Origin of the sequence: Flavobacterium sp. 28YEA47A, from assembly GCF_041262125.1 — a bacterium.
Taxonomy (GTDB): domain Bacteria; phylum Bacteroidota; class Bacteroidia; order Flavobacteriales; family Flavobacteriaceae; genus Flavobacterium.
In genome coordinates this window covers 192,245-214,975 of record NZ_JBGCCI010000007.1, presented here as the reverse complement: position 1 = coordinate 214,975, position 22,731 = coordinate 192,245, and the positions used below count along the sequence as shown (strand labels likewise).

Here is a 22,731-nt window from a genome sequence, read left to right as displayed (position 1 = left end):
TTCTTAGTTTTTTTTCCAAACAGTACGATTCACATAATCAGTATAGCTCAGTATAATACGAACCATTTTCTCTGACACATTTGGCATCGAATAGTCCGCAACAGGTCTGAAATTGCGTTCATCGCCTGTTTTTTGATACTGAAGCTGTACTAATCCCTGCATTATTCTTTCAGGACTTAGTCCTACCATCATTACCGATGCTTCTTCCATCGCCTCTGGTCTTTCATGAGCTTCACGGATATTTAATGCTCTGAAATTCAAAACGGATGATTCTTCAGAAATCGTACCGCTATCAGAAAGCACTGCAAAGGATTTCATTTGTAACGCATTATAATCGTTGAATCCTAATGGTTTTAGGAACTGAACATTAGGATGCATTTGTATATTTTTTTTCTCGATCATATTTCGTGTACGTGGATGTGTACTTACGATAATCGGATAGTCGTATTTTTCTGCAATGAGGTTCAAACTCTCCATTAAGCCATTAAAGTTCTTTTCACTATTGATATTTTCTTCTCTGTGAGAGGACACCACAAAAAACTTCCCTTCCTGTAATCCTAATCTTTCCAAAACATCAGAAGATTTGATTGACGGAAGGTAATGGTTTAATACTTCAAACATTGGAGATCCTGTTTTTATAATCCTGTCGGCAGGTAATCCTTCTCTTAAAAGATATTCTCTCGCAATGTCACTATATGTCAGATTGATATCTGAAATATGGTCTACTATTTTCCGATTGGTTTCTTCAGGAACTCTCTGGTCAAAGCAGCGATTTCCTGCTTCCATATGAAAGATAGGAATTTGTCTTTTCTTAGCCGGAATAGCACAAAGACAGCTGTTCGTATCTCCTAATACCAAAAACGCATCGGGATTTTCGCTTTCCAGCAACGGGTCTATCTTTATCAAAATCTGGCCAACTGTTTCAGTAGCCGTTGCTCCAGCTGCATTTAAGAAAAAATCAGGTTTGCGAATGCCCAGATCATCAAAGAAGATTTGATTTAATTCATAATCGTAATTTTGTCCTGTATGAACAATAATATGCTCAATTGCTTCTGATTTATCTAAAGCGGCCATAACACGAGAAAGACGGATAATTTCCGGCCTTGTCCCAACCACTGTCATTACTTTTAGTCTTGATTTCATTATAATCTTTCTCTGGTCCAGTTAATTTTTTCCTTTAGTATTTTTGCCGGCGTTCCTGCTATCAATAAATTTTCATCAAAAGTTTTGCCTACTAATGAGCGAATTCCTATTACGCAATTATCCCCAATTGTTGTATTTTTAAGCACAATAACATCTTGCCCTATCCAGACATGGTTCCCTATATAAATATTTCCAGCCGGGTTTATTCTTATATTTTTCTCGGCATCAATTATGCTGTGGGAATCTCCAGTTTTAAATTTAATTCCCGAAGAAAGCATACAATCTTTTCCTATATAAACTTTGCTGTTATTTTCTGAAACTCCAAAATCAACAGATTCTATTGTTGTTTTGCTATCTATAAATATCTCACAGTTATTATCTTCTATCCAAAAAAATCCAGATTTAATAACACAGTTATCTGCTATCGTAATCTTATTATCGTTTCCATAAACAAAAATCGTAATATCTCCTAAAAAACTATTTGACTCGAATTTTATTTGATTATTATTTCCTCTTATTTCAACTTTTAAGTTTTTTGGAAAAGATTTTTTAGTAAAGCTATTATTGACTCCGTTTATTTTTTTTCTAAAAACATTATAAACAGGAATTACTACTCTTTTTACATTCGATATTAATCTATTTTGTCTCATACATTTTCAAAATAAGTATCCGGGTCATTTGGATCATAAAATTCATTAATCCAAAAAATAGTATATAATTCCTCCTCGCCTACGTTCTTAATATTATGCGTATACCAGATTGGCATGTCTACATAAGCGGGTTCATTTCCATCTAAATAAAAATCGAGTACTTCATCTGTACCAATTTGCCTTAGCTGGATTAGCGCCTTACCTTTAATTACTGCAAAACGTTCAATTTTTCGGGTATGGAAATGGTTTCCTCTTGTTATGCCCGGAACAGTCGTAGAAAACGAAACCTGGCCGCCAACATTCAGGCGTATTACTTCAACAAAAGCACCTCTAGGGTCTGTATGCTGCGTAAATTTGACCGGGAAATAATTTGGAATATCAATATAGCAGCGAAACGTATTGAAAAGGTTGGTTTCAAATTTACTTTCTAATTGAGGGATAATGCCCTTGTCCTGATATTCTGATTTATACCTTTCCAGCAAAGCCAATAAATTAGATACTTTGGATTCAGCTGTATGAGGTACTATTAGCGATTCATTACTTTCGCTTTTTTTAATAACTTTTAAAATTTCATCAACTAACTCACCTACATAAATCAGCTTCAAATCTCCATCAACTTCAATAGTTGGTGTTTCATTTCGAGCTATTTTATGGGAAAAAGTAGCGACTACAGAATTATAGTTGGGATGACCAAAAGGTCCAAAAACATTAGGAATAATCATGCCTGTGAATTTCCCGCCGGAAGTTTTAGCCCATTGAGCCATTAATTCCCTGCCTTCTTTTTTGGATTTCCCATACAGATTGTCTCTTTCTTCTTGAGTTGAAGAAGAAAAAATGACATGGGCTTTACTGTTTGTTTTGTTTAAAGCATTGATTAACTTTTGAACCAATCCTAAATTGGTATCATAAATTACCTGAGGATCATTATGCCTGTTCATCGCAGCCAAATGTACAATCACATCACATTGTGAAACAAAATCATATAGTTTTGCTTCATCTTCAAAGAAATCTTTTTCGAATTCAATTCTTTGAAATTTGTCTTGAAAAAGTCCGATTGTATTATACAAATGTTTTCCTACAAATCCGGCCTGGCCAGTAATTCCTATTCTTAGCATCTTTATTTATATGTTTTTTTAATTCCAGTCAAACCAGAGTTTGCTGTCAAACCTAAAATTATCTTTTGACGATTCTTCTAATGAAAAATCAGAGAAAACAATCATTCTTGATTTTTTTTCCAGGGCTTTAAAACCATTTGCAAAATTACCCGGAATATGTAAAATCTGATTTTCATCAGCAGTAAGAACAAATTTTCTGACTTCTAATTTCTCCGAAGGATTTTCCCAATCATCTGGCTGAACAACTGCTACTAAAAAGCTCCCTGAAATGACCTGAAACCATTTCTGCTCTTTTTGATGCGCCTGCCAAGCTCTGATTACTTCAGTATCGGGATGTTCTATGATATAATAGCGCCTGATATCTGAAAGGTCAAATTCATTGGCATAAAACAGTTTTCCTCTTTCATCTTCATGAATATTGCCTTGAATTATTTGAGGCTGTTTCTTCATCTTAACTTGGCAATTGGGCTACGTCTTCACCAAAAACTTCCTTTCTTACTAAAGGCAATTTGACTAGTAATTTTTTCATGCCTTCTACACCAAGCTGTTCCGTATTGTGAGAATGGTAATCTTCGATAATTGAAATGTCTTTTTCGCCTTCCGAAAAGTATTGAGCATAATTCAAATCTCTGTTGTCTGCCGGAATTCTATAAAACTCTCCCATATCTTCCGCTTTTGCCATTTCTTCACGAGTACACAACGTTTCGTATAATTTCTCACCGTGACGTGTTCCTATGACTTTGATTTCATTATCTGACTGGCATAGTTCTTTTAAAGCTAAAGCCAGGTCATTAATGGTTCCGGCAGGAGCCTTATTTACAAAAAGATCACCTTGGTTTCCATGCTCAAAAGCAAAAAGGACTAATTCTACAGCTTCGTCAAGTGACATTAAAAAACGTGTCATTTTTGGATCTGTTATTGTAATTTGTTTTCCTGATTTGATTTGATTCAGGAACAAAGGAATTACTGATCCTCTCGACGCCATCACGTTTCCATATCTTGTCAAACAGACAACTGTTTTGTTTTCATGTATGTTTCTGGATGCTGCAATTGCTACTTTTTCCATCAATGCTTTTGAAATTCCCATAGCATTTATAGGATAAGCAGCTTTATCAGTACTCAAACAAATTATCTTTTTTACTCCGTTTGCCACGGCAGCATCAATTGTATTTTGCGTTCCAAAAACATTAGTTTTGGTAGCTTCTATCGGGAAAAATTCACAAGACGGAACCTGTTTTAAAGCTGCGGCATGAAAAACATAGTCTACACCATGCATGGCTTTTTCAATACTGCTATAATCACGGACATCTCCGATATAAAATTTCAGCTTATCGTTTTTAAGCTGGTTCCTCATATCGTCTTGTTTTTTCTCATCTCTGGAAAAAATCCTGATTTCTTTAAAATGGTCGGTATGCAGAAAACGATGTAATACTGCATTTCCAAATGAACCTGTTCCTCCCGTTATTAAAAGCGTTTTATTTTTCAACATATCTATTTTGACTTTTTGCTTCTTCTCTTATTCTTTTATTTATAATCTTCCATCTGCGTAATCCAAAACTCCTTTTACATCATATATCAAGCCATTATCTTTAGAGAGGGATGCCATATCCAGACTTAAAAATTCTTTATGTGCCACTCCCAAAACTACTGTATCGAACTGCTTATTTGGTAATGATTTTGTAGTAACCAGATCGTATTCGTATTTAACTTCTTCCGGATTTGCCCACGGGTCGTATATCGTAATTTTTATAGAATATTCTTCTAAAGCCTTAATGACGTCAATAATCTTTGTATTGCGTACATCTGGGCAATTCTCTTTAAAAGTGATTCCCAACATTAGCAGTTCTGCACCGTTGACCGTGATTTCTTTTTTGATCATCAGTTTTACAATCTGCGAGGCTACATATTCTCCCATACTGTCATTAAGTCTTCTGCCTGCCAGGATAATTTCAGGATGGTAGCCCGCTTCCTGTGCTTTTTGAGCCAGATAATACGGATCGACACCTATGCAGTGACCTCCTACCAATCCTGGCTTAAATGCCAAGAAGTTCCATTTTGTACCTGCTGCTTTAAGCACATCATGTGTATCAATGCCTAACAGGTTGAAAATTTTTGCCAGTTCGTTTACAAAAGCAATATTAATATCTCTTTGTGAATTCTCTATTACTTTTGCCGCTTCCGCTACTTTAATTGTAGGCGCCAAATGTGTTCCGGCTGTAATTACCGATTTATATAATTCATTTACTTTTTGCCCAATTTCAGGTGTTGATCCTGCCGTTACTTTTAATATTTTCTCTACAGTATGTTCCTTATCGCCTGGATTAATTCTTTCAGGGGAATAGCCGGCATAAAAATCTATATTAAATTTTAGACCTGATATTTTTTCTAAGACAGGTACACATTCTTCTTCTGTAACTCCCGGATAAACTGTAGATTCATAAATAACAATATCTCCTTTTTTCAGTACTTTTCCCACTGTTTCACTTGCTTTATAAAGCGGAGTCAGATCAGGTCGGTTGTTTTTGTCTACAGGAGTAGGAACGGTAATTATATAATAATTGCAGTTGGCTATATCCTCTAAGTTCGATGAACAAAATAATCCATTCTCCTGCCCATCAAGATTAACTACCAGGACTTCTTTCAGTTCAGCATCAGAGACTTCAAGAGTGCTATCTGTACCTGAACGCAGTTCCTTTATCCTGTTTTGGTTAATATCAAATCCAACTACCGGATATTTTGTAGAAAACAGCCTTGCTAACGGCAATCCTACATAACCCAAACCTATTACAGCAATTTTTTTTAAACTCATTGAAGTTTATTTAGTTATTCTGTCATCATTATTTTAAAATATCTGCGAATATCATTTCAGATTTTCCCAATACCAACTTACTGCTTCTTTTAATCCTTCTTTTATCTTATGCGTTGGTTCATATCCTAATAATTTTCGGGCTTTGTCAATACTTGCCAACGAATGTGGTATATCACCTTTTCTGTTAGGCCCGTGTTTTATCTCTACAGCATCAATCTTCGGATCTAATACGGTCAAAAATTGTTTCAAATAATTTACTAATTCATTCAGTGTCGTTCGGTCACCAACAGCCGTATTGTAAACGGTGTTTAGTGCTTCCGGATTTTCCGTTAGGATTGCCTTTTCATTCATCTGAATTACATTGTCAATATACGTAAAATCTCGTGAAAAATCTCCTGACCCATTTATTACCGGGTTTTCATAATTCATAAACTGCTTTACGAACAACGGTATGACAGCTGCATAGGCTCCATTTGGATCCTGGCGTCTGCCAAAAACATTAAAATATCGTAAGCCTATAGTTTCTAATCCATAAGTCCTGCTAAAAACATCAGCATATAACTCGTTGACATATTTAGTGATGGCATACGGAGATAACGGTTTTCCTATTTTATCTTCTACTTTTGGCAAGGCTTCAGAATCACCATAAGTGGATGAACTGGCAGCATATATAAAACGTTTTACAGTAGCATCACGAGAAGCGACAAGCATATTCAAAAAGCCTGAAACATTGACTTCATTACTTGTTATTGGGTCGTTTATGGAGCGGGGAACCGATCCTAAAGCTGCTTGATGTAATACATAATCGACTCCTTGTACCGCTTTTTTACAGGTTTCAAGGTTTCGAATATCGCCTTCTATCAGCGTAAAATTTGGATTAGTGAAAAACGGCTCTATATTATGCCTATGGCCTGTGGCAAAATTATCCAGACAAACAATCTGGTTTCCTTTTTCTAGGAAATGTTCGCACAAATTGGATCCTATAAATCCTGCTCCTCCTGTAATAAGTATCTTTGACATTTTTTTCTACCGCGCTTAGATTATATGCAACACTAAAGTACTTATTTTCTATTCGCCAATCGCAACAAATACTGCCCGTATTCATTTTTTTGCAGTGGTGTTGCCAATTCAATCAGTTTCTCTTTTGAAATATAACCCATTTCAAAAGCGATTTCTTCTAAACAAGCCACTTTAAGTCCTTGTCTTTTTTCAATAGTCTGGATAAAGTTGGAGGCTTCTAATAATGATTCGTGAGTTCCTGTATCCAACCATGCATAACCACGTCCCATCAATTCTACTTTTAAATTTTTCGAATGCAGGTATTCCTGGTTAACTGTAGTAATCTCCAGTTCTCCTCTATCGCTTGGTTTTATGCTTTTTGCTATTTCAACAACCGAGTTAGGATAAAAATAAAGTCCTACAACAGCATAATTACTTTTTGGTTCTTTTGGTTTTTCTTCAATCGAAATTACGCTTCCTGTTTTATCAAATTCAGCAACGCCATAACGTTCCGGGTCCTGAACATAGTATCCAAAAACGGTCGCTTTTCTATCAACCACAACATTATTTACTGCTGTCTTAAGCAAATCTGTAAGTCCGTGTCCGTAAAAGATATTATCTCCTAAAATAAGACATACATCGTCAGAGCCGATAAATTCTTCTCCAATTATAAACGCCTGTGCTAATCCGTCAGGACTTGGCTGTTCTGCATATTGGATTTTGATTCCGAAATCGTCTCCATTTCCTAAAAGGTTTCTGAAGTTAGGCAAATCATGTGGTGTAGATATTACCAAAACCTCATCAATTCCTGCGAGCATCAAAACCGATAACGGATAATAAATCATTGGCTTGTCATAGATAGCCATTAATTGCTTCGATATCGATCGGGTTAACGGGTATAACCTTGTTCCCGAACCTCCGGCTAATATTATACCTTTCATATTTTTTTGCTTAGATTGTTTAAACATTTTTCCAGACTAGATTTATAATCTGAAATCTTGATATTATAAACTTCTTTAATTTTTGTTTTATCTAATAAGGAATACGCCGGCCTTTTGGCAGGAGTAGGATATGCTTCAGAAGGAATCCCTTTCACATCACAGTTACTTCCTGAAATTTCCTTGATAGCCAGGGCAAATTCAAACCAGCTTATTTTTCCTTCATTTGAAAAATTATAGATTCCCGGATGCCAGTTTTCTGTTTCAATGATTTTAAAGATGGCTTCTGCCAAATCTTTTGCATAGGTTGGGCTCCCAATCTGGTCATTCACAACATTTATCGACTCTCTTTCACCCATCAATCGCAACATTGTCTTGACAAAATTAGCACCAAATTCGGAATATACCCATGCAGTTCTGATGATAATACTGTCGGGATTGTTTTCCTGACAAGCTATTTCACCTAGCAGTTTTGTTCTGCCATATTCGTTTTGGGGATTAGTCTGGTCGTTTTCTTTTAACGGAATTTCAGAAGTACCTTCAAAAACATAATCTGTAGATATATGAATAAGTTTACAGTTGTTTTCAAAACTCCATTTTGCCAATATTGCTACTGCTTTATGATTGACCAGATCTGCCAATTCGATTTCTGTTTCTGCTTTGTCAACAGCGGTATAGGCTGCGCAATTAACCAGATAATCCGCTTTAGTTTCTTTTAAGAATGATAGCGTTTCAGACTCGTTTTCAAGTGAGAATTCAGATCGGTCTGCAAAAACAAAATCAAAGGCAGGAAAAAGCGGAGACAGAACCCTTATTTCACTCCCTAATTGTCCGTTGGCACCAGTTATCAGTATTTTTTTCATAGATTATGACTACACTAAATCTTTTAGTTCTCCCAGAATTTGATCTTTCGCAGAAACGATACTTTCTTCACGATTAATTTTCCAGTCGATATTTAGCGTTGGGTCATCAAAACGGATTCCCCTTTCGCTATTTTTATCATACAGCTGGTCTACTTTATACGAAACCATAGCTGTTGGGCTCAAAACTGAAAAACCATGTGCAAATCCCTGAGGGATCAACAATTGTTTTTTATTTTCTGCAGATAGCAAAATGCTAAAATGTTGTCCATAGGTTTTAGAATCCTTGCGGATATCTACAGCAACATCAAGGATTTCACCTTGCAGTACGCGAACTAACTTTGTCTGTGCAAAAGGGGGAACTTGCAGATGAAGTCCACGTATAACTCCATATTTTGAAAATGACTGGTTGTCTTGTATAAATTTTATATCAATGCCGTTGTCCCTAAACAATGTTTCATTGTAAGATTCAAAAAAATATCCTCTTTCATCTTCAAATACTTTTGGAGTAATGACGAGCAAATCTTCTATCGGCGTATTTTCAATTTTCATTTCAATTTTATTTTGTCAGGTTGGTTTTGGAACGGATCGTAAATAAATCAACTAGCTGTATTGCTTTTCGTAATATTTACTGTATTCGCCACTGGTTACGTTTTTGAGCCAATCTTCATTGGACAAATACCAATCGATTGTCCTTTCCAGTCCTTGTTCAAAAGTAACAGAAGGTTTCCAACCCAGTTCTTTATTAATTTTTGAAGCATCAATAGCATATCGCAAGTCATGGCCAGGACGGTCTTTTACATAGGTAATCAGTTTTTCAGACGTTCCTTCTTCTCTTCCCAGCTTGCTGTCCATAATTTTGCAAAGCAATCGCACTAAATCAATATTCTTCCATTCATTAAATCCGCCAATATTATAGGTTTCATGATTATTCCCTTCATGGAAAACCAAATCAATTGCCACGGCATGGTCTTCTACAAAAAGCCAATCACGGGTATAGTTTCCATCACCATAAACCGGCAAGGCCTTATTGTTGATGATATTATTTATGAAAAGCGGAATTAGTTTTTCCGGAAAATGATTTGGCCCATAATTATTTGAACAGTTCGTCAGGACATAAGGCAATCCATAGGTTTCGCCATAAGCACGGACAAAATGATCCGAACTTGCTTTTGATGCCGAATAAGGTGAATTCGGGTCATAAGGTGTAGTTTCAGTAAAAAGTCCTTCTGCTCCGAGGCTTCCATAAACCTCATCGGTACTGATATGATAAAAGCGTTTTCCTTCAAAATTTCCCTTCCATTTCTCTTTAAAAGCATTCAACAGATTCATGGTTCCGATGACATTTGTCTTTACGAATGCCAATGGATCTGTTATAGAACGATCTACATGAGATTCTGCTGCCAGGTGCAATACACCTTCAAACTGGTGTTTTGCAAATAAATCGTTTATAAAATCAGCATCAACAATGTCCCCTTTTATAAAAGTATAATTAGGTTCCTTCTCTATGTCGGCAATATTTTCAAGATTTCCCGCATAGGTCAATGCATCTAAATTAAAAATATGATAGTCCGAATATTTTTTTACAAATCTCCTGACAACATGTGATCCAATAAAGCCTGCACCTCCTGTGATTAATATTTGTTTCATCTTTTTAATATTATGATCCGATCCCTTTGTATACAAATCCAATTTCTGTCAGTTTTTTGGCATCCAGAATATTTCTTCCGTCAAATACAAAAGCTGGTTTCATCATATTGTCATAGATTTTTTTCCAGTCATAGTCTCTAAACTCATCCCATTCTGTTAAAACTGCAATTGCATGCGCCCCTTTACAGGCTTCATAGGGATTTTCAGCAACGTTCATTTGTTTTCTGTTTTCTTCCGGAGTTCGCGAATCCAAATAATTCAAGTCTGAAAGAATCTGACCTTCCCCTACCTTAGGATCAAAAACATGCAACTCTGCCTGTTCGTTAATCAAATCATCAGCTACGTAAATAGCTGCAGATTCACGCGTATCATTGGTATCTTTTTTGAAAGCCCAACCCAGAAATGCTATTTTCTTTCCTGAAACAGTATTATAAAGCGTCGTAACAATCTTATGCGAGAATCTTCTTTTCTGATGGTCATTCATGATAATTACCTGTTCCCAATAATCAGCCACCTCGTTAAGTCCGTAGGCCTTGGCAATATAAACCAGGTTTAATATATCTTTTTGAAAACACGATCCTCCAAAACCAACCGATGCTTTTAGAAATTTTGGTCCGATACGACTGTCCATCCCTATAGCCTTGGCTACTTCATTTACATCGGCTCCGGTTTTTTCACAAAGTTCTGAAAGTGCATTTATTGAAGAAACTCTTTGTGCCAAAAATGCATTAGCGGTGAGTTTTGACAATTCTGAAGACCAAAGGTTTGTAGTCAATATGCGTGCTCTGTCTACCCAGTTGGCATAGACATCTACAAGAGCATTTATAGCATGCTGTCCTTCTTCTGTAGTATCACCACCAATCAGTATTCTGTCCGGATTCAGCAAATCCTGCACAGCAGTACCTTCAGCTAAAAATTCCGGATTGGATAGAATCTGGAAACGTACACCATTTCCTGTATTGTCTAAAATATTTTTGATTGCTTCGGCTGTTCGTACCGGAAGCGTTGATTTTTCAACAACAATCTTATTGGATTTGGAAACCCGGGCAATTTGTCTGGCACATAACTCGATATATTTCAAGTCAGCCGCCATTCCTTTTCCGGAACCATATGTTTTTGTAGGTGTATTAACCGAGATAAAAATCATTTCTGCTTCATCAATCGCTTTTTCAACTTCGGTAGAAAAAAACAGATTTCTTCCTCGTGCTTCGGCAACGACGTCAGACAATCCGGGTTCATAAATTGGAATATTGTTAGTATCTTCATCATTCCATGCTGCAATTCTTGCCTCATTCAGATCGACAACCGTTACTTTTATATCTGGACATTTTTGTGCGATGACAGCCATTGTCGGGCCTCCGACATATCCTGCACCGATACAGCAAATCTTTGTTATTTTCATTTTATTTTTTGAACTAATTTACTACTGAATCGTAAAATTATTCACTACGATACAAATTTTGGCAAAAGTAAGGCTTTTAACATTATAACTCATTATTGTGGTATCCATTTTCTAAATTATAAAAATAAAATTCTCATTGCAAAAAACAATAGCAACATAAAACTCTTTTTGTTATGCTTTTACAATTTAATTCAAATTTATAAACAATTTATTGGGCATATTTTAATGGTATTAGAATTAATTCTAATTTTACCAGCCCTATTTTAATTTACACAAGAACATTTTTTTATTACTACCACTTCTATGATAAAAAAAGTAATTTTTCTTCTCATCCCCATGGGAATTTTTGCGCAAAACAAACCTTTTGACGCTGTTAAGGCTCAGGAACGCATTACTCAGTATATTTTTTCAAAGCCGGATAGTGCTAGAGTTTATCTTGATATAATGCTAAAAAACAATCACTTGCTTCATGACACGGTTATTGCAAAAAATTACAATAATTATGGTATTTATTACAGCCTGACCTCCAAACACGATTCGGCTAAGATGTTTTTTAACAAAGCCGTTCTGAAATCAGCTAAATATCCAAAAAACAAAGCCGGTAGCCTTGTCAACCTCTCTATTGCATACAGAAACTCTGGTGATTATAAAACTTCATTAGATTATCAGGAGGATGCCTTGAAGCTATATGAATCTATAGATTATGAAAAAGGAAAGGCTATCATATATGGTGAAATGGCTTCTAACTATGCCTATATGATTGATAATAAAACGGCTACCAAATATCTATTGAAAGGCATTGAAATCTTAAGCAGGTCGAAGGATAAAAATGATAAAAAAAATCTGGTTGTACAGAAGCAGAAACTTGCCAATATCTATTTCAAATTAGAAAATTTCAGATTTGCTATTGATTTATATGAAGAGTGCCTGCAAGCCATGAAAGAAGTCAACGATTTAAAAAATTATTATTTGACGCTTATCAATTATGGCGACTGCCTGACATATGTTAAAAACAATTCCAAGGCAAAAAAAGTGCTTTTAGAAGCAGCAAGAGGGCTTGAAGATTTCCATAATGCAGAATTCATAAGCCTTGCCTATAGTAAACTGGGGAAAATAGCACTCCATGAAAAAAAATACGATCTCTCAAGTGCTTACTACAAAAAAGCATTTGACGGAATCAAAAACACGAATTCTTTTCGATTCATGCTTATTGGAGCCGAATATATCCAGTTACTAAATCAGATTGGAGATTTTGAAAAAGCATTGGGCATCATCAAACTCGTTGAAAATTCTCCAAATCGAAAAACCTTCAATGCCGAAGATCAGATGTTTTTTTATGAGGTTTCTGCCATTACTTTTAAGAATACCAATATCAAGGATAAAGGAATTGAAGCCCTTGAAAAAGCTATTATCATTAAAGATTCTTTAGCCGATGCTCATAAGGAAACTACCACAGAAGAACTTCAGGCAAAATTCCAGACGGAAATCCAGCACGAAAAGAACAAATCTCTAAAACAAAAAAATGAGTTGTTGAGCCAAAAAGTAAATGCTCAAAGACGCAATTATATTCTTATTGGTTCAGGAATAGTAGTAATTTGTATTCTGGGATTTGCCGTTTCAAGAACTTATTGGCTTAAGCATAAACTAGAAAAAGCCAAACTAAAAGAAGCCGAAGTTGAAAAAATAAATCTTCTGGAAAGAAATGCCTATAAGAAAAGAATCACTGAAGATCAACAGCAAATTATACAACTAAGAGAACAGGAATTAACTTCCATAACTTTGCAATTAGCCAACTTGCAAGATCAAATTTCTTCAATTATCGAAAGTGAATCTTCCAACACTGATCCAAAATCAAATTCTGTTAAGTCTTCATTGCAACAGCTCATCAAACAAAAGGACTATTGGAAAGAGTTTTCGATTAAATTTGGACAAATACATCCGGACTTCAACGACAAGCTGCAGGAACAGTTTCCAGTATTGACCAAAAACGATATCAATTTCTGTTCGTTATTAAAGCTAAATCTTTCCAATAAAGAAATAGCAACCCTACTTCAGATTTCACATGAAAGCGTGATTACAAAAAAGTACCGCATCAAGAAAAAAATAAATATCCAAGATGATAATGAGTTCCAAAAAATAATTTCGGAAATCTAGTTTGACATCTTAAAAAAGACCCGCTTGCAGCGGGTCTTTTTTTTGCCCATTATACATCATCAATTCTTCCCATTTTTATTCTCAAAAAGAAAATAAACGACCAAATGACATTTTTATCCGATGAAGTGCATAAAAATGAAAAAAATGACTTTTAAAAAGCTGTTTTCAGCTTTTTAAATACGTAAAAACTGCCTTGTCGGATTTAGCGATTCATAGACAAAATATAGATTTATATTTAACTTATTGATTTTTAGATATTTAACACCTGCAATATAGACACTTAAAAACGCGCTTGTCTATATTTTATCTATACTACTTTCTCCTTTTTCAGCCTACTTATGGGCTTAATTTGTAACAACATTAACAAATACCACGCCCCAAATCTAATTATTAATTGTGCCTCTACTTAATCGGGTTACTTCCATTACCCATGGAAGAATGACTTGTGGAGAGCAAAAACTAAAAAATTAATTCTTTAATTCAATGACTATCTATGCTAAAAAAATCCCCTATCGACTTCGTGTCATGCTGTACTTTTTTGCGGGCCTGATTCTATTTACAGTAATCAGATTACTGCTCTCTTAAAAAGTTTTATGATTTCAATAAACAAAATGTCATAAACAATGACCTTTTGTTTCTGTCCCAAATTTCAATAATCGTTAACCAATTAATTTAGATATGAGAAAATTATCACTAATTCTCTTAATGGTCATCTTGTGCTTTAGCCATGCCTATGCACAATCCCCCGATGACCAAATTAAGGTGCTACAAAAATGCATCGATCTTAAAGAACTCCAGGGTTATCTGCCTGGAAAATCTATCCAACCGCTATATGTTATGCAACATGGCGTTTCTTTTGACAAAGACATCAAGGTTTCAAAAAATGGAAAACCAGTAGTCTTTTTATCTAAACAGGAAGTCAAATCGCAACATCTACAGGCTTACCTGTTGTTCTGGACATTTGAAATAAATGAAAAGACGGCTCGTGTGTCATTTGTTTATAACTATGACCAGAATCAAAGCCCAAAAACGGTCCGCGCAGATTTGGAACTTAGTAAGCAAGGCTCCGAATGGACTGTCTCATCTGTAGCAATCAATAAAGTTTAATCATGGGAAATAGTAAAAAATACTTTCGAAAATTATCCCTGGCTATTGTATTGATTGTTCCTGTTCTTATGCTCCTGATGCCTTCTTTAGCAGAAGCTCAGACAAGAGTCATCAACAACAATAAAATGCGTGTTGGGAGTGGATCTGAAAATTCCATTAATAACTCAGGAAATATGCAGCAGCCTTTTTATTACCATGCTGTTGCTGCACAATGGAGAAAATTAACCTTTAACAATTATGCTCTTGATAATGCTTATGCTGTGGGAGGAGATGGAACCAATGAATGGAACAATAACGGAACTATAGCTCAAAATCCATCATTGACCAACCAGACAATCGATTATTCTGGATTCACATTTACAACCGCTCCAGACGGATATGGGAAGGTGGTTTCTAAAGGAAACATAAATGTTGGAGGTTCACTTCTTGAAGTTGAAAACACCTTTACTCTTTTGCAAAGTGCGGGTTATATCGAAGTAAAGGTAAAAGTAAAGAACGTCAGTGCTGCCCCTATAAGCAATGTCAGGATCTGGGTTGGAACCCGGGATGACTTTGTCGGTTTAACAGACAGCAACGTCAAACAGAAAGGAAACCTTGTAAACGGAGCCTTTGTATTAAACACGGTAGCTTCACAGCCTTCTGCCGCATTAAAAATATACAATACTGAGGAGGCAATTCTTTTTTATTCTAATTCTCCAAGAGGAAATACAATCGTAAACGCTTGTTGTACCTGGACTAATGTCATCAACCAAAACCCGGCGACTTCTGTAGTAAATTCAGGATACACTGATGGTTCTTATGGTTTTTATGTACGTTTCAATGATTTAGCTGTAAATGCCAGTGATGATTTCACCTGGTATTATGCCGCAGGTACTCTTGCAGATATTGACGATATTATTGAAGATGTAGCCCAGGCAAGCGGTGCAGTAAATAATATCACTTACACATCTGCTGTTTTTAACTCAACTTCACAAAATCCTGTAAATGGCTATTATGTTGTTGTTCCGCAAGGTTCAGCAGCACCAACTGAAGCTCAAATTCAGGCGGGTACTACCTATGGATCTGTGACTCCTGTGGCACATGGCTCATCTGCTATGGCTGCCAATGTTGAAGTACCTTTCCCTATCACAGGACTGACACCAAATACAACTTATGAATTGTATTTTGTAACACGCGATGCAGTTCCTGCCTATTCGACAATTTATCATACTTCATTTACCACACTGGCGTATACTGTACCAAATGTCACTGCTACAACAGCCGCAAGCGCCATTACGGCAAACTCTGCATCATCAGGAGGAACTGTAGGCTCGGACGGCGGACAAGCTGTTACTGAACGAGGTATTTGCTGGAGTACTACTGCAAATCCAACTATTGCAAACAGCAAAACTACAGACGGCTCTGGTTTGGGTACGTTTACAAGTGTTATGGCAGGATTGAACTCAGGAACCACTTATTATGTTAGGGCTTATGCTACTAACTCTGTGGGAACTGGCTATGGGCCTCAAGTTACATTCACTACTGTAGCTAATAATAACCCTACTATTTCGACTATTGCTAATCAGTCAGTTTGCGCCAATGCAGCAACCTCAGCTCTTACCTTTACAGTTGCTGATGTGGAAACTCCGGCAGCAAGCTTAACTGTAACAAGAAGTTCTTCAAATACAACTCTGGTTCCAAACGCAAACATAGTGGTATCTGGTGCAGGTGCAAATAAAACAGTTACTGTAACGCCAGCCGCCAATCAGCATGGAACGGCTACGATAACATTGACCGTTACGGATCAATTAGGAGCGACTGCTACAACCACTTTTACGGTAACTGTTAATCAGTTTCCTGTAATAGCGTATACATCGGCAACGTATAATTTATACCAAAGCCAGACGATCACTCCAATTATTGTGAGTAATACTGGCGGGGCAAGCACTAACTGGAGCATTACTCCAACTTTGCCTACTGGATTGGTATTTAACCCATTAAACGGAACCATTACCGGAACTCCAACAGGCTCACAGTCTACTGCGAGCTATACTGTTACGGCAAATAACAATGGTTGTACGGCAACGACAAGCTTTTCGATTTATATCACTCCTTGTAACACCTTTAACGCATCTGACGTTATTACAAACGGAAATGCATTATTGACCGGAAATGAAGTACGTCTTACAGAAAATCTAGGTAACCTGTATGGTACAGTTTGGGGCAAAGCCAGACTTGACTTGAATGAAAACTTCAAAATCAGTACTCAACTTTATTTTGGTGCATCTGACGCAGGTGCAGATGGATTGGCTTTCGTATTGCAACCTTTATCTTCCAACCAAGGAGTTGCAGGAGGCGGTCTTGGCTACCAAGGAATCTCGCCTTCTCTTGCTGTAGAATTTGATACTTATTACAATCCTGGTGCAGACCCTATTTCTAATGACCACATCGCTATCATAAAAAATGGACTGGCATTAAGTACTGCTGCACATTCAGAATTTGCTCCTTATTATAATGCAGGACAAATAGAAGATGGTAATTGGCACGACGCTGTTTTTGAATGGATTGCTTCTTCAAAAACACTTAAGGTAACTTATGAAGGTTCTGTAATTTTTAATACTGTAATCGATATTCCAAATGCGATTTTAGGAAATCAATATGCTTATTGGGGCTTTACAGCTGCAACAGGTGGTTCTGTAAACGAACACAGAGTACGTTTTAACGGTAATTGTTTGACATCAATCGTAAGTACGCCACCTACCATTTCAACTGTAGCCAACCAAGGCTATTGCTACAATACTTCAGGTTCTGTGAATGTTACTGTAGCAGATAGTGAATCTCCGGTGGCGAACATTTCGCTTCAGGCAACAGGTTCAACAAACACGGCTCTGCTTCCTTTGGCAAACATTTCAGTTACAGGTACCGGAGCAACAAGAACAGTAAGTTTCACACCTGTTACAGGACAATTTGGAACTTCAACTGTAACTTTGAGAGCTACAGACGGCGACGGTACAACATCAACAAGAACATTCACTGTTACTTTTGACGATACTGTAAATCCAACTGCTGTTGCACAAAACCTTACTTTATACTTAGGTACAAACGGTCAGGCTTCTACAACTGCTGCTGCAATCAACAACGGTTCGACAGATAATTGCGGTATAGGAAGCATTACGGCTTCTCCATTAACTTTCAATGGCACAAACCTTGGCGCTAACACTGTAACCTTGACTGTAACCGACGTTAAAGGAAATGTTGGCACAACAACTTCAACAGTTACCGTTATTGATAATATTGCTCCAACCGTAATCACTCAAAATGCAACCGTGTCTATTGGTGCTAACGGGCAGGTATCTATAACTCCTGCACAAGTAAACAATGGTTCTTTTGATAACGTAGGAATCACTTCTTTGACAGTAAGTCCGAGTACATTCAACTGTTCAAATCTAGGGCCAAATACGGTAACATTAACAGCTGTAGATGCTAGTGGAAATACTTCTTCTTCAACGGCAGTGGTAACGGTTCAGGATACTACAAACCCAACTATCATTACCAGAAACATTACTGTTAACGTGAATGCAGCCGGAATTTATAATCTGGTCCCTTCAGAAGTTAACAATGGTTCTTATGACAATTGCGGTATTTCTAACCTTGGAATCACCAGAGCTTTGTTTACCTGCGCTGATGTAGGACAAAGTTTTACGATTACACTTTTCGGAAATGACCCAACAGGCAACTTAGGTGCTGCAACAGCAGTAGTTACGGTAGCCGATGTTATGGCTCCAAATGTAATTACGCAGAACATTACCGTACAGCTAAACGCAAGCGGACAGGCTACAATTACTCCTGCGCAAATCAATAATGGTTCAACAGACAATTGCGGTATTGCTTCTTATGCTTTAAGCAAGACTACTTTTAATTGTTCAGAAACCGGAGCAAATACGGTAACACTTTCTGTAACCGATATTCATGGAAATACAGGAACAGCAACTGCTGTTGTAACAGTTCAGGATACTACAAATCCGACTATCATTACTCAAAACATAACAGTACAACTAGATGCTAACGGACAAGTATCAATAACTCCTGCACAGGTAAACAATGGTTCTTTTGACAATTGTGCCATTACTGCTTATGCACTTGATATCACTTCCTTTAACTGTACTAATGTTGGTGCCAATACGGTGACTTTAACAGGAACTGATGCTAGCGGAAACTCGGCTTCAAATACGGCTATCGTAACTGTTCAAGATATGATTGCTCCAATCGTGCTTACGCAGAATATTACTGTACAATTGGATACTAACGGACAGGCTACAATAACGCCTGCACAAATTAACAATGCTTCGACTGACAACTGTGCGATTGCTACTTATGCGCTTGACATAACAGCTTTCGATTGTACAAACGTTGGTGCAAATACGGTAACATTGACCGTAACTGACGTAAACGGAAATTCGGCTTCGAATACCGCTATTGTAACGGTACAAGATGTTATCGCTCCGACTGTTCTTACACAGAATATTACTGTACAGCTTGATGCTAACGGACAGGCGACAATAACGCCTGCTCAGATTAACAATGCTTCGACTGACAACTGTGCCATTGCTACTTATGTTCTTGACATAACTGCTTTCGACTGTACAGATGTAGGTGCAAATACGGTAACATTGACAGTAACTGACGTAAATGGAAATTCAGCTTCAAATACGGCTATAGTTACGGTAGAAGATGTTATCGCTCCAACTGTACTTACACAGAATATTACTGTACAGCTTGATGCTAACGGACAGGCGACAATTACACCGGCTCAAATCAACAATGCTTCGACTGACAACTGTGCAATTGCTACGTATGTTCTTGACATAACAGCTTTCGACTGTACAAACGTAGGTGCTAACACGGTAACGCTTACTGTAACTGACGTAAACGGAAATTCGGCTTCAAATACGGCTATCGTAACCGTAGAGGATGTTATTGCTCCGACTGTTATTACACAGAATATCACGGTTCAGTTAGATGCTAACGGACAGGCAACGATTACACCTGCTCAAATTAACAACGCTTCGACTGACAACTGTACGATTGCAACTTATGTTCTTGATATAACAGCTTTCGACTGTACAAACGTAGGTGCTAACACGGTAACGCTTACTGTAACCGATGTAAACGGAAACTCGGCTTCTAACACGGCAGTTGTAACTGTTGAAGATGTCTTGGCGCCTATTGTTCTTACGCAAAACATCACGGTTGAATTGGATGCAAACGGACAGGCTACGATTACGCCTGCTCAGATCAACAATGCATCTACAGACAATTGTACGATTGCTACCTATACTTTAGACATTACAAACTTTAGCTGTACTAATGTTGGCCCGAACACAGTAGTATTGACTGTAACCGATATTCATGGAAATTCAGCTTCAAATACAGCTGTTGTAACGGTAGAAGACAATATCAATCCGACTGTATTAACACAGAATATCACAGTTCAGTTAAATGCAAACGGACAGGCGACAATCACACCGGCTCAAATCAACAATGGTTCTTTTGACAACTGTACAATTGCTACTTATGTTCTTGACACAACAGCTTTCACATGCGAAAATGTTGGGGCAAATACAGTAACATTGACTGTAACTGATGTAAACGGAAATTCGGCTTCAAATACGGCTGTAGTAACCGTTGAAGATAACATTCTTCCAACAATGATTGCTCAAAACGTAACCGTTCACCTAAACATCAATGGTGAATATACGTTGACAACAGCTGATGTGGACAATGGTTCTTTCGACAACTGTGCTATCGAAACAATGGGTATTTCCCGTACTTTCTTTAACTGTTCAGACATAGGAACTACTAATACGATTACGTTATTTGGTGTTGATGTTAACGGAAATTACGCTTCAACAACTGCTATAATAACGGTTGCAGATATGATGGCTCCAACTGTAAGAACACAAAATATTACAGTTCAATTGGATGCTAACGGACAGGCTACAATCACACCTGTACAAATCAACAACGGCTCGACAGATAATTGTGGAATTGCAACGTATGCGCTTGACATTACAAACTTCAATTGCACAAACGTTGGTGCTAACACGGTAACTTTGACTGTAACTGACAATTATGGAAATTCAGCTTCAAATACAGCTATAGTAACTGTAGTTGATACTGTTAATCCAATTGTAAACACGCAGAATATAACAGTTCAGTTAGATGCTAACGGACAGGCTACAATCACACCTGCACAAATCAATAATGCCTCTACTGACAACTGCGGAATTGCAACGTATGCGCTTGACATTACAAATTTCAATTGTACAAATACAGGTGCTAACACAGTAACATTGACAGTAACTGACGTAAATGGAAATTCGGCTTCGAATACAGCTATTGTAACTGTAGAAGATGTAATAGTTCCTACTGTTCTTACGCAGAATATCACAGTACAGTTAGGCGCTAACGGACAGGCAACAATTACGCCTGCACAGATCAACAATGGTTCGACAGACAATTGCACTATTGCAACTTATACATTAGACATCACAGAATTCAACTGTACTAATGTAGGTGCCAATACGGTTACGCTTACAGCGACTGACGCTAGCGGAAATACTTCATCAGCAACAGCTGTAGTAACTGTAGAAGACACTATTGCTCCAACAGTAATCACGCAGAACATTACGGTTCAGCTTGACGCTAACGGACAGGCTATAATCACAGCAGCTCAGATTGACAATGGTTCGGCAGACAGCTGTGGTATTGCAACATACGCTCTTGATATAACTGAGTTCAACTGTGCTAATGTGGGTGCTAATACGGTAACCTTAACAGTGACTGACGTGAATGGAAACACTGCTTCTAATACTGCTATCGTAACTGTGGCTGACACAATTGCTCCAACAGTAATCACACAGAATATTACGGTTCAATTGGATATCAACGGACAGGTTACAATCACGCCTGCACAGATTAACAACGGTTCTACAGACAATTGCGGTATCGCAAGTTACACGCTTGACAAGACCAACTTCTCTTGTTCAAATGTTGGTAACAATACAGTAATCTTAAGTGTAACCGATGTTAACGGAAATGTTGCTACTCAAACAGCAATAGTAACGGTTCAGGATGCGATGGCTCCATTTGCTATCACACGCGATGTGACTGTTTCTCTTGATGCTGACGGAATGGCCTATATCACAATTTCAGAGATCAACAATGGTTCTTCAGACAACTGTGGTATTGCTTCTATTGTATTAAGCCAGACGGCATTCAACTGTGGTGAAACGGGAACTAATTTCGTGACTATGACGGTTACGGATATTCACGGAAATGTTTCATCAGCTGAAGCTATAGTAACAGTTATCAACACCTTTGGAGATAATGACGGTGATGGAATTCCTGACAATTGTGATCCAGATGATGATAATGATGGTGTAGAAGACACAATCGACAACTGTCCGTTCACTTACAACCCGGATCAGGTTGATACTGATAATGACGGAATAGGTGATGCTTGTGACGATGATTATGATAACGACGGTGTTCCAAACGAAATAGACAACTGTCCTTACACATACAACCCAGGTCAGGAAGATATTGACAAAGACGGAATCGGAGACGTTTGCGACTTGACAGAAATCAACATTTCTCAAGCGTTTACGCCAAACAACGATGGAATTAACGATACATGGCAGATTATCAACATCACCAACTATCCAAATTCTGTAGTAAAAGTGTTTAACCGATGGGGATCTGAAGTATTCAGTGCCAAAGGATACAAAAATGATTGGAATGGTCATTATAAAGGTTCTAGCAACCCACTGCCTGAATCCTCATACTATTACCAAATTGATTTAGGAAACGGAACTCCTGTTTATGAAGGATGGATTTACCTAACCCGATAATCAGCAACAAAT

General features: G+C 37.3%; 15 protein-coding genes. 3 read left to right on the top strand and 12 right to left on the bottom strand.

The window, feature by feature from the left end; all coding sequences use genetic code 11:
* Nucleotides 1-3: 3 nt before the first annotated feature.
* The 12 genes from wecB to ABH942_RS11930 are packed head-to-tail and all read right to left on the bottom strand — an operon-like array spanning nt 4 to nt 11,566.
* Nucleotides 4-1,143 carry a non-hydrolyzing UDP-N-acetylglucosamine 2-epimerase gene (wecB, locus tag ABH942_RS11985; RefSeq protein WP_370032243.1) on the bottom strand — a complete coding sequence of 380 codons (1,140 nt, stop codon included), beginning with the start codon at nt 1,141-1,143 and terminating at the stop codon, nt 4-6.
* Nucleotides 1,143-1,793, bottom strand: coding sequence for a hypothetical protein (locus ABH942_RS11980; protein WP_370032242.1), 651 nt, complete (start codon nt 1,791-1,793; stop codon nt 1,143-1,145). The genes wecB and ABH942_RS11980 overlap by 1 nt, the downstream gene beginning before the upstream one ends.
* Complete coding sequence (locus ABH942_RS11975; protein ID WP_370032240.1) at nt 1,790-2,908, bottom strand: NAD-dependent epimerase/dehydratase family protein; 1,119 nt, start codon at nt 2,906-2,908, stop codon at nt 1,790-1,792. The genes ABH942_RS11980 and ABH942_RS11975 overlap by 4 nt, the downstream gene beginning before the upstream one ends.
* A gap of 18 nt (nt 2,909-2,926) precedes the next feature.
* A complete protein-coding gene (locus ABH942_RS11970; protein ID WP_370032238.1) occupies nt 2,927-3,358 on the bottom strand; it encodes a dTDP-4-dehydrorhamnose 3,5-epimerase family protein in 432 nt (143 codons plus the stop codon).
* Nucleotide 3,359: 1 nt separating this feature from the next.
* Nucleotides 3,360-4,397 carry a polysaccharide biosynthesis protein gene (locus tag ABH942_RS11965; protein ID WP_370032236.1) on the bottom strand — a complete coding sequence of 346 codons (1,038 nt, stop codon included), beginning with the start codon at nt 4,395-4,397 and terminating at the stop codon, nt 3,360-3,362.
* 39 nt (nt 4,398-4,436) lie between these two features.
* Nucleotides 4,437-5,717, bottom strand: a complete 1,281-nt coding sequence (locus ABH942_RS11960; RefSeq protein WP_370032234.1) for a nucleotide sugar dehydrogenase — start codon at nt 5,715-5,717, stop codon at nt 4,437-4,439.
* A 51-nt stretch (nt 5,718-5,768) separates the two neighbouring features.
* A complete protein-coding gene (locus tag ABH942_RS11955; protein ID WP_370032232.1) occupies nt 5,769-6,737 on the bottom strand; it encodes an SDR family oxidoreductase in 969 nt (322 codons plus the stop codon).
* Nucleotides 6,738-6,778: 41 nt separating this feature from the next.
* Nucleotides 6,779-7,657 carry a glucose-1-phosphate thymidylyltransferase RfbA gene (rfbA, locus tag ABH942_RS11950; protein ID WP_370032231.1) on the bottom strand — a complete coding sequence of 293 codons (879 nt, stop codon included), beginning with the start codon at nt 7,655-7,657 and terminating at the stop codon, nt 6,779-6,781.
* Nucleotides 7,654-8,517, bottom strand: a complete 864-nt coding sequence (gene rfbD / locus ABH942_RS11945) for a dTDP-4-dehydrorhamnose reductase (RefSeq protein WP_370032229.1) — start codon at nt 8,515-8,517, stop codon at nt 7,654-7,656. Before rfbD ends, rfbA begins: the two co-directional genes overlap by 4 nt.
* Before the next feature lie 9 nt (nt 8,518-8,526).
* On the bottom strand, nt 8,527-9,066 hold the full coding sequence (gene rfbC / locus ABH942_RS11940; RefSeq protein WP_370032227.1) for a dTDP-4-dehydrorhamnose 3,5-epimerase: 540 nt from the start codon (nt 9,064-9,066) through the stop codon (nt 8,527-8,529).
* Between the two features lie 51 nt (nt 9,067-9,117).
* Nucleotides 9,118-10,164, bottom strand: a complete 1,047-nt coding sequence (gene rfbB, locus ABH942_RS11935; RefSeq protein ID WP_370032225.1) for a dTDP-glucose 4,6-dehydratase — start codon at nt 10,162-10,164, stop codon at nt 9,118-9,120.
* Between the two features lie 10 nt (nt 10,165-10,174).
* Nucleotides 10,175-11,566: a UDP-glucose 6-dehydrogenase gene (locus ABH942_RS11930; RefSeq protein WP_370032223.1), complete on the bottom strand. Its 1,392-nt coding sequence runs from the start codon at nt 11,564-11,566 to the stop codon at nt 10,175-10,177.
* 303 nt (nt 11,567-11,869) lie between these two features.
* Between ABH942_RS11930 and ABH942_RS11925 the strand changes: the two genes are divergently transcribed.
* From ABH942_RS11925 to ABH942_RS11915, 3 genes are all read left to right on the top strand, one after another.
* Nucleotides 11,870-13,720, top strand: coding sequence for a tetratricopeptide repeat protein (locus ABH942_RS11925; RefSeq protein WP_370032221.1), 1,851 nt, complete (start codon nt 11,870-11,872; stop codon nt 13,718-13,720).
* Nucleotides 13,721-14,398: 678 nt separating this feature from the next.
* Nucleotides 14,399-14,827 carry a hypothetical protein gene (locus ABH942_RS11920; protein ID WP_370032219.1) on the top strand — a complete coding sequence of 143 codons (429 nt, stop codon included), beginning with the start codon at nt 14,399-14,401 and terminating at the stop codon, nt 14,825-14,827.
* 2 nt (nt 14,828-14,829) lie between these two features.
* On the top strand, nt 14,830-22,719 hold the full coding sequence (locus ABH942_RS11915; protein ID WP_370032217.1) for a gliding motility-associated C-terminal domain-containing protein: 7,890 nt from the start codon (nt 14,830-14,832) through the stop codon (nt 22,717-22,719).
* The last annotated feature ends 12 nt before the right edge of the window (nt 22,720-22,731 follow it).

Excerpts from the sequence above, each read along its gene's own strand:
- ABH942_RS11965 (WP_370032236.1), bottom strand. The coding sequence starts at position 4,397 with ATGTTGAAAAATAAAACGCTTTTAATAACGGGAGGAACAGGTTCATTT.
- rfbA (WP_370032231.1), bottom strand. The coding sequence starts at position 7,657 with ATGAAAGGTATAATATTAGCCGGAGGTTCGGGAACAAGGTTATACCCG.
- rfbD (WP_370032229.1), bottom strand. The coding sequence starts at position 8,517 with ATGAAAAAAATACTGATAACTGGTGCCAACGGACAATTAGGGAGTGAA.
- rfbB (WP_370032225.1), bottom strand. The coding sequence starts at position 10,164 with ATGAAACAAATATTAATCACAGGAGGTGCAGGCTTTATTGGATCACAT.
- rfbC (WP_370032227.1), bottom strand. The coding sequence starts at position 9,066 with ATGAAAATTGAAAATACGCCGATAGAAGATTTGCTCGTCATTACTCCA.
- ABH942_RS11925 (WP_370032221.1), top strand. The coding sequence starts at position 11,870 with ATGATAAAAAAAGTAATTTTTCTTCTCATCCCCATGGGAATTTTTGCG.
- ABH942_RS11980 (WP_370032242.1), bottom strand. The coding sequence starts at position 1,793 with ATGAGACAAAATAGATTAATATCGAATGTAAAAAGAGTAGTAATTCCT.
- ABH942_RS11955 (WP_370032232.1), bottom strand. The coding sequence starts at position 6,737 with ATGTCAAAGATACTTATTACAGGAGGAGCAGGATTTATAGGATCCAAT.
- ABH942_RS11960 (WP_370032234.1), bottom strand. The coding sequence starts at position 5,717 with ATGAGTTTAAAAAAAATTGCTGTAATAGGTTTGGGTTATGTAGGATTG.
- ABH942_RS11970 (WP_370032238.1), bottom strand. The coding sequence starts at position 3,358 with ATGAAGAAACAGCCTCAAATAATTCAAGGCAATATTCATGAAGATGAA.
- ABH942_RS11915 (WP_370032217.1), top strand. The coding sequence starts at position 14,830 with ATGGGAAATAGTAAAAAATACTTTCGAAAATTATCCCTGGCTATTGTA.
- ABH942_RS11930 (WP_370032223.1), bottom strand. The coding sequence starts at position 11,566 with ATGAAAATAACAAAGATTTGCTGTATCGGTGCAGGATATGTCGGAGGC.
- wecB (WP_370032243.1), bottom strand. The coding sequence starts at position 1,143 with ATGAAATCAAGACTAAAAGTAATGACAGTGGTTGGGACAAGGCCGGAA.
- ABH942_RS11920 (WP_370032219.1), top strand. The coding sequence starts at position 14,399 with ATGAGAAAATTATCACTAATTCTCTTAATGGTCATCTTGTGCTTTAGC.
- ABH942_RS11975 (WP_370032240.1), bottom strand. The coding sequence starts at position 2,908 with ATGCTAAGAATAGGAATTACTGGCCAGGCCGGATTTGTAGGAAAACAT.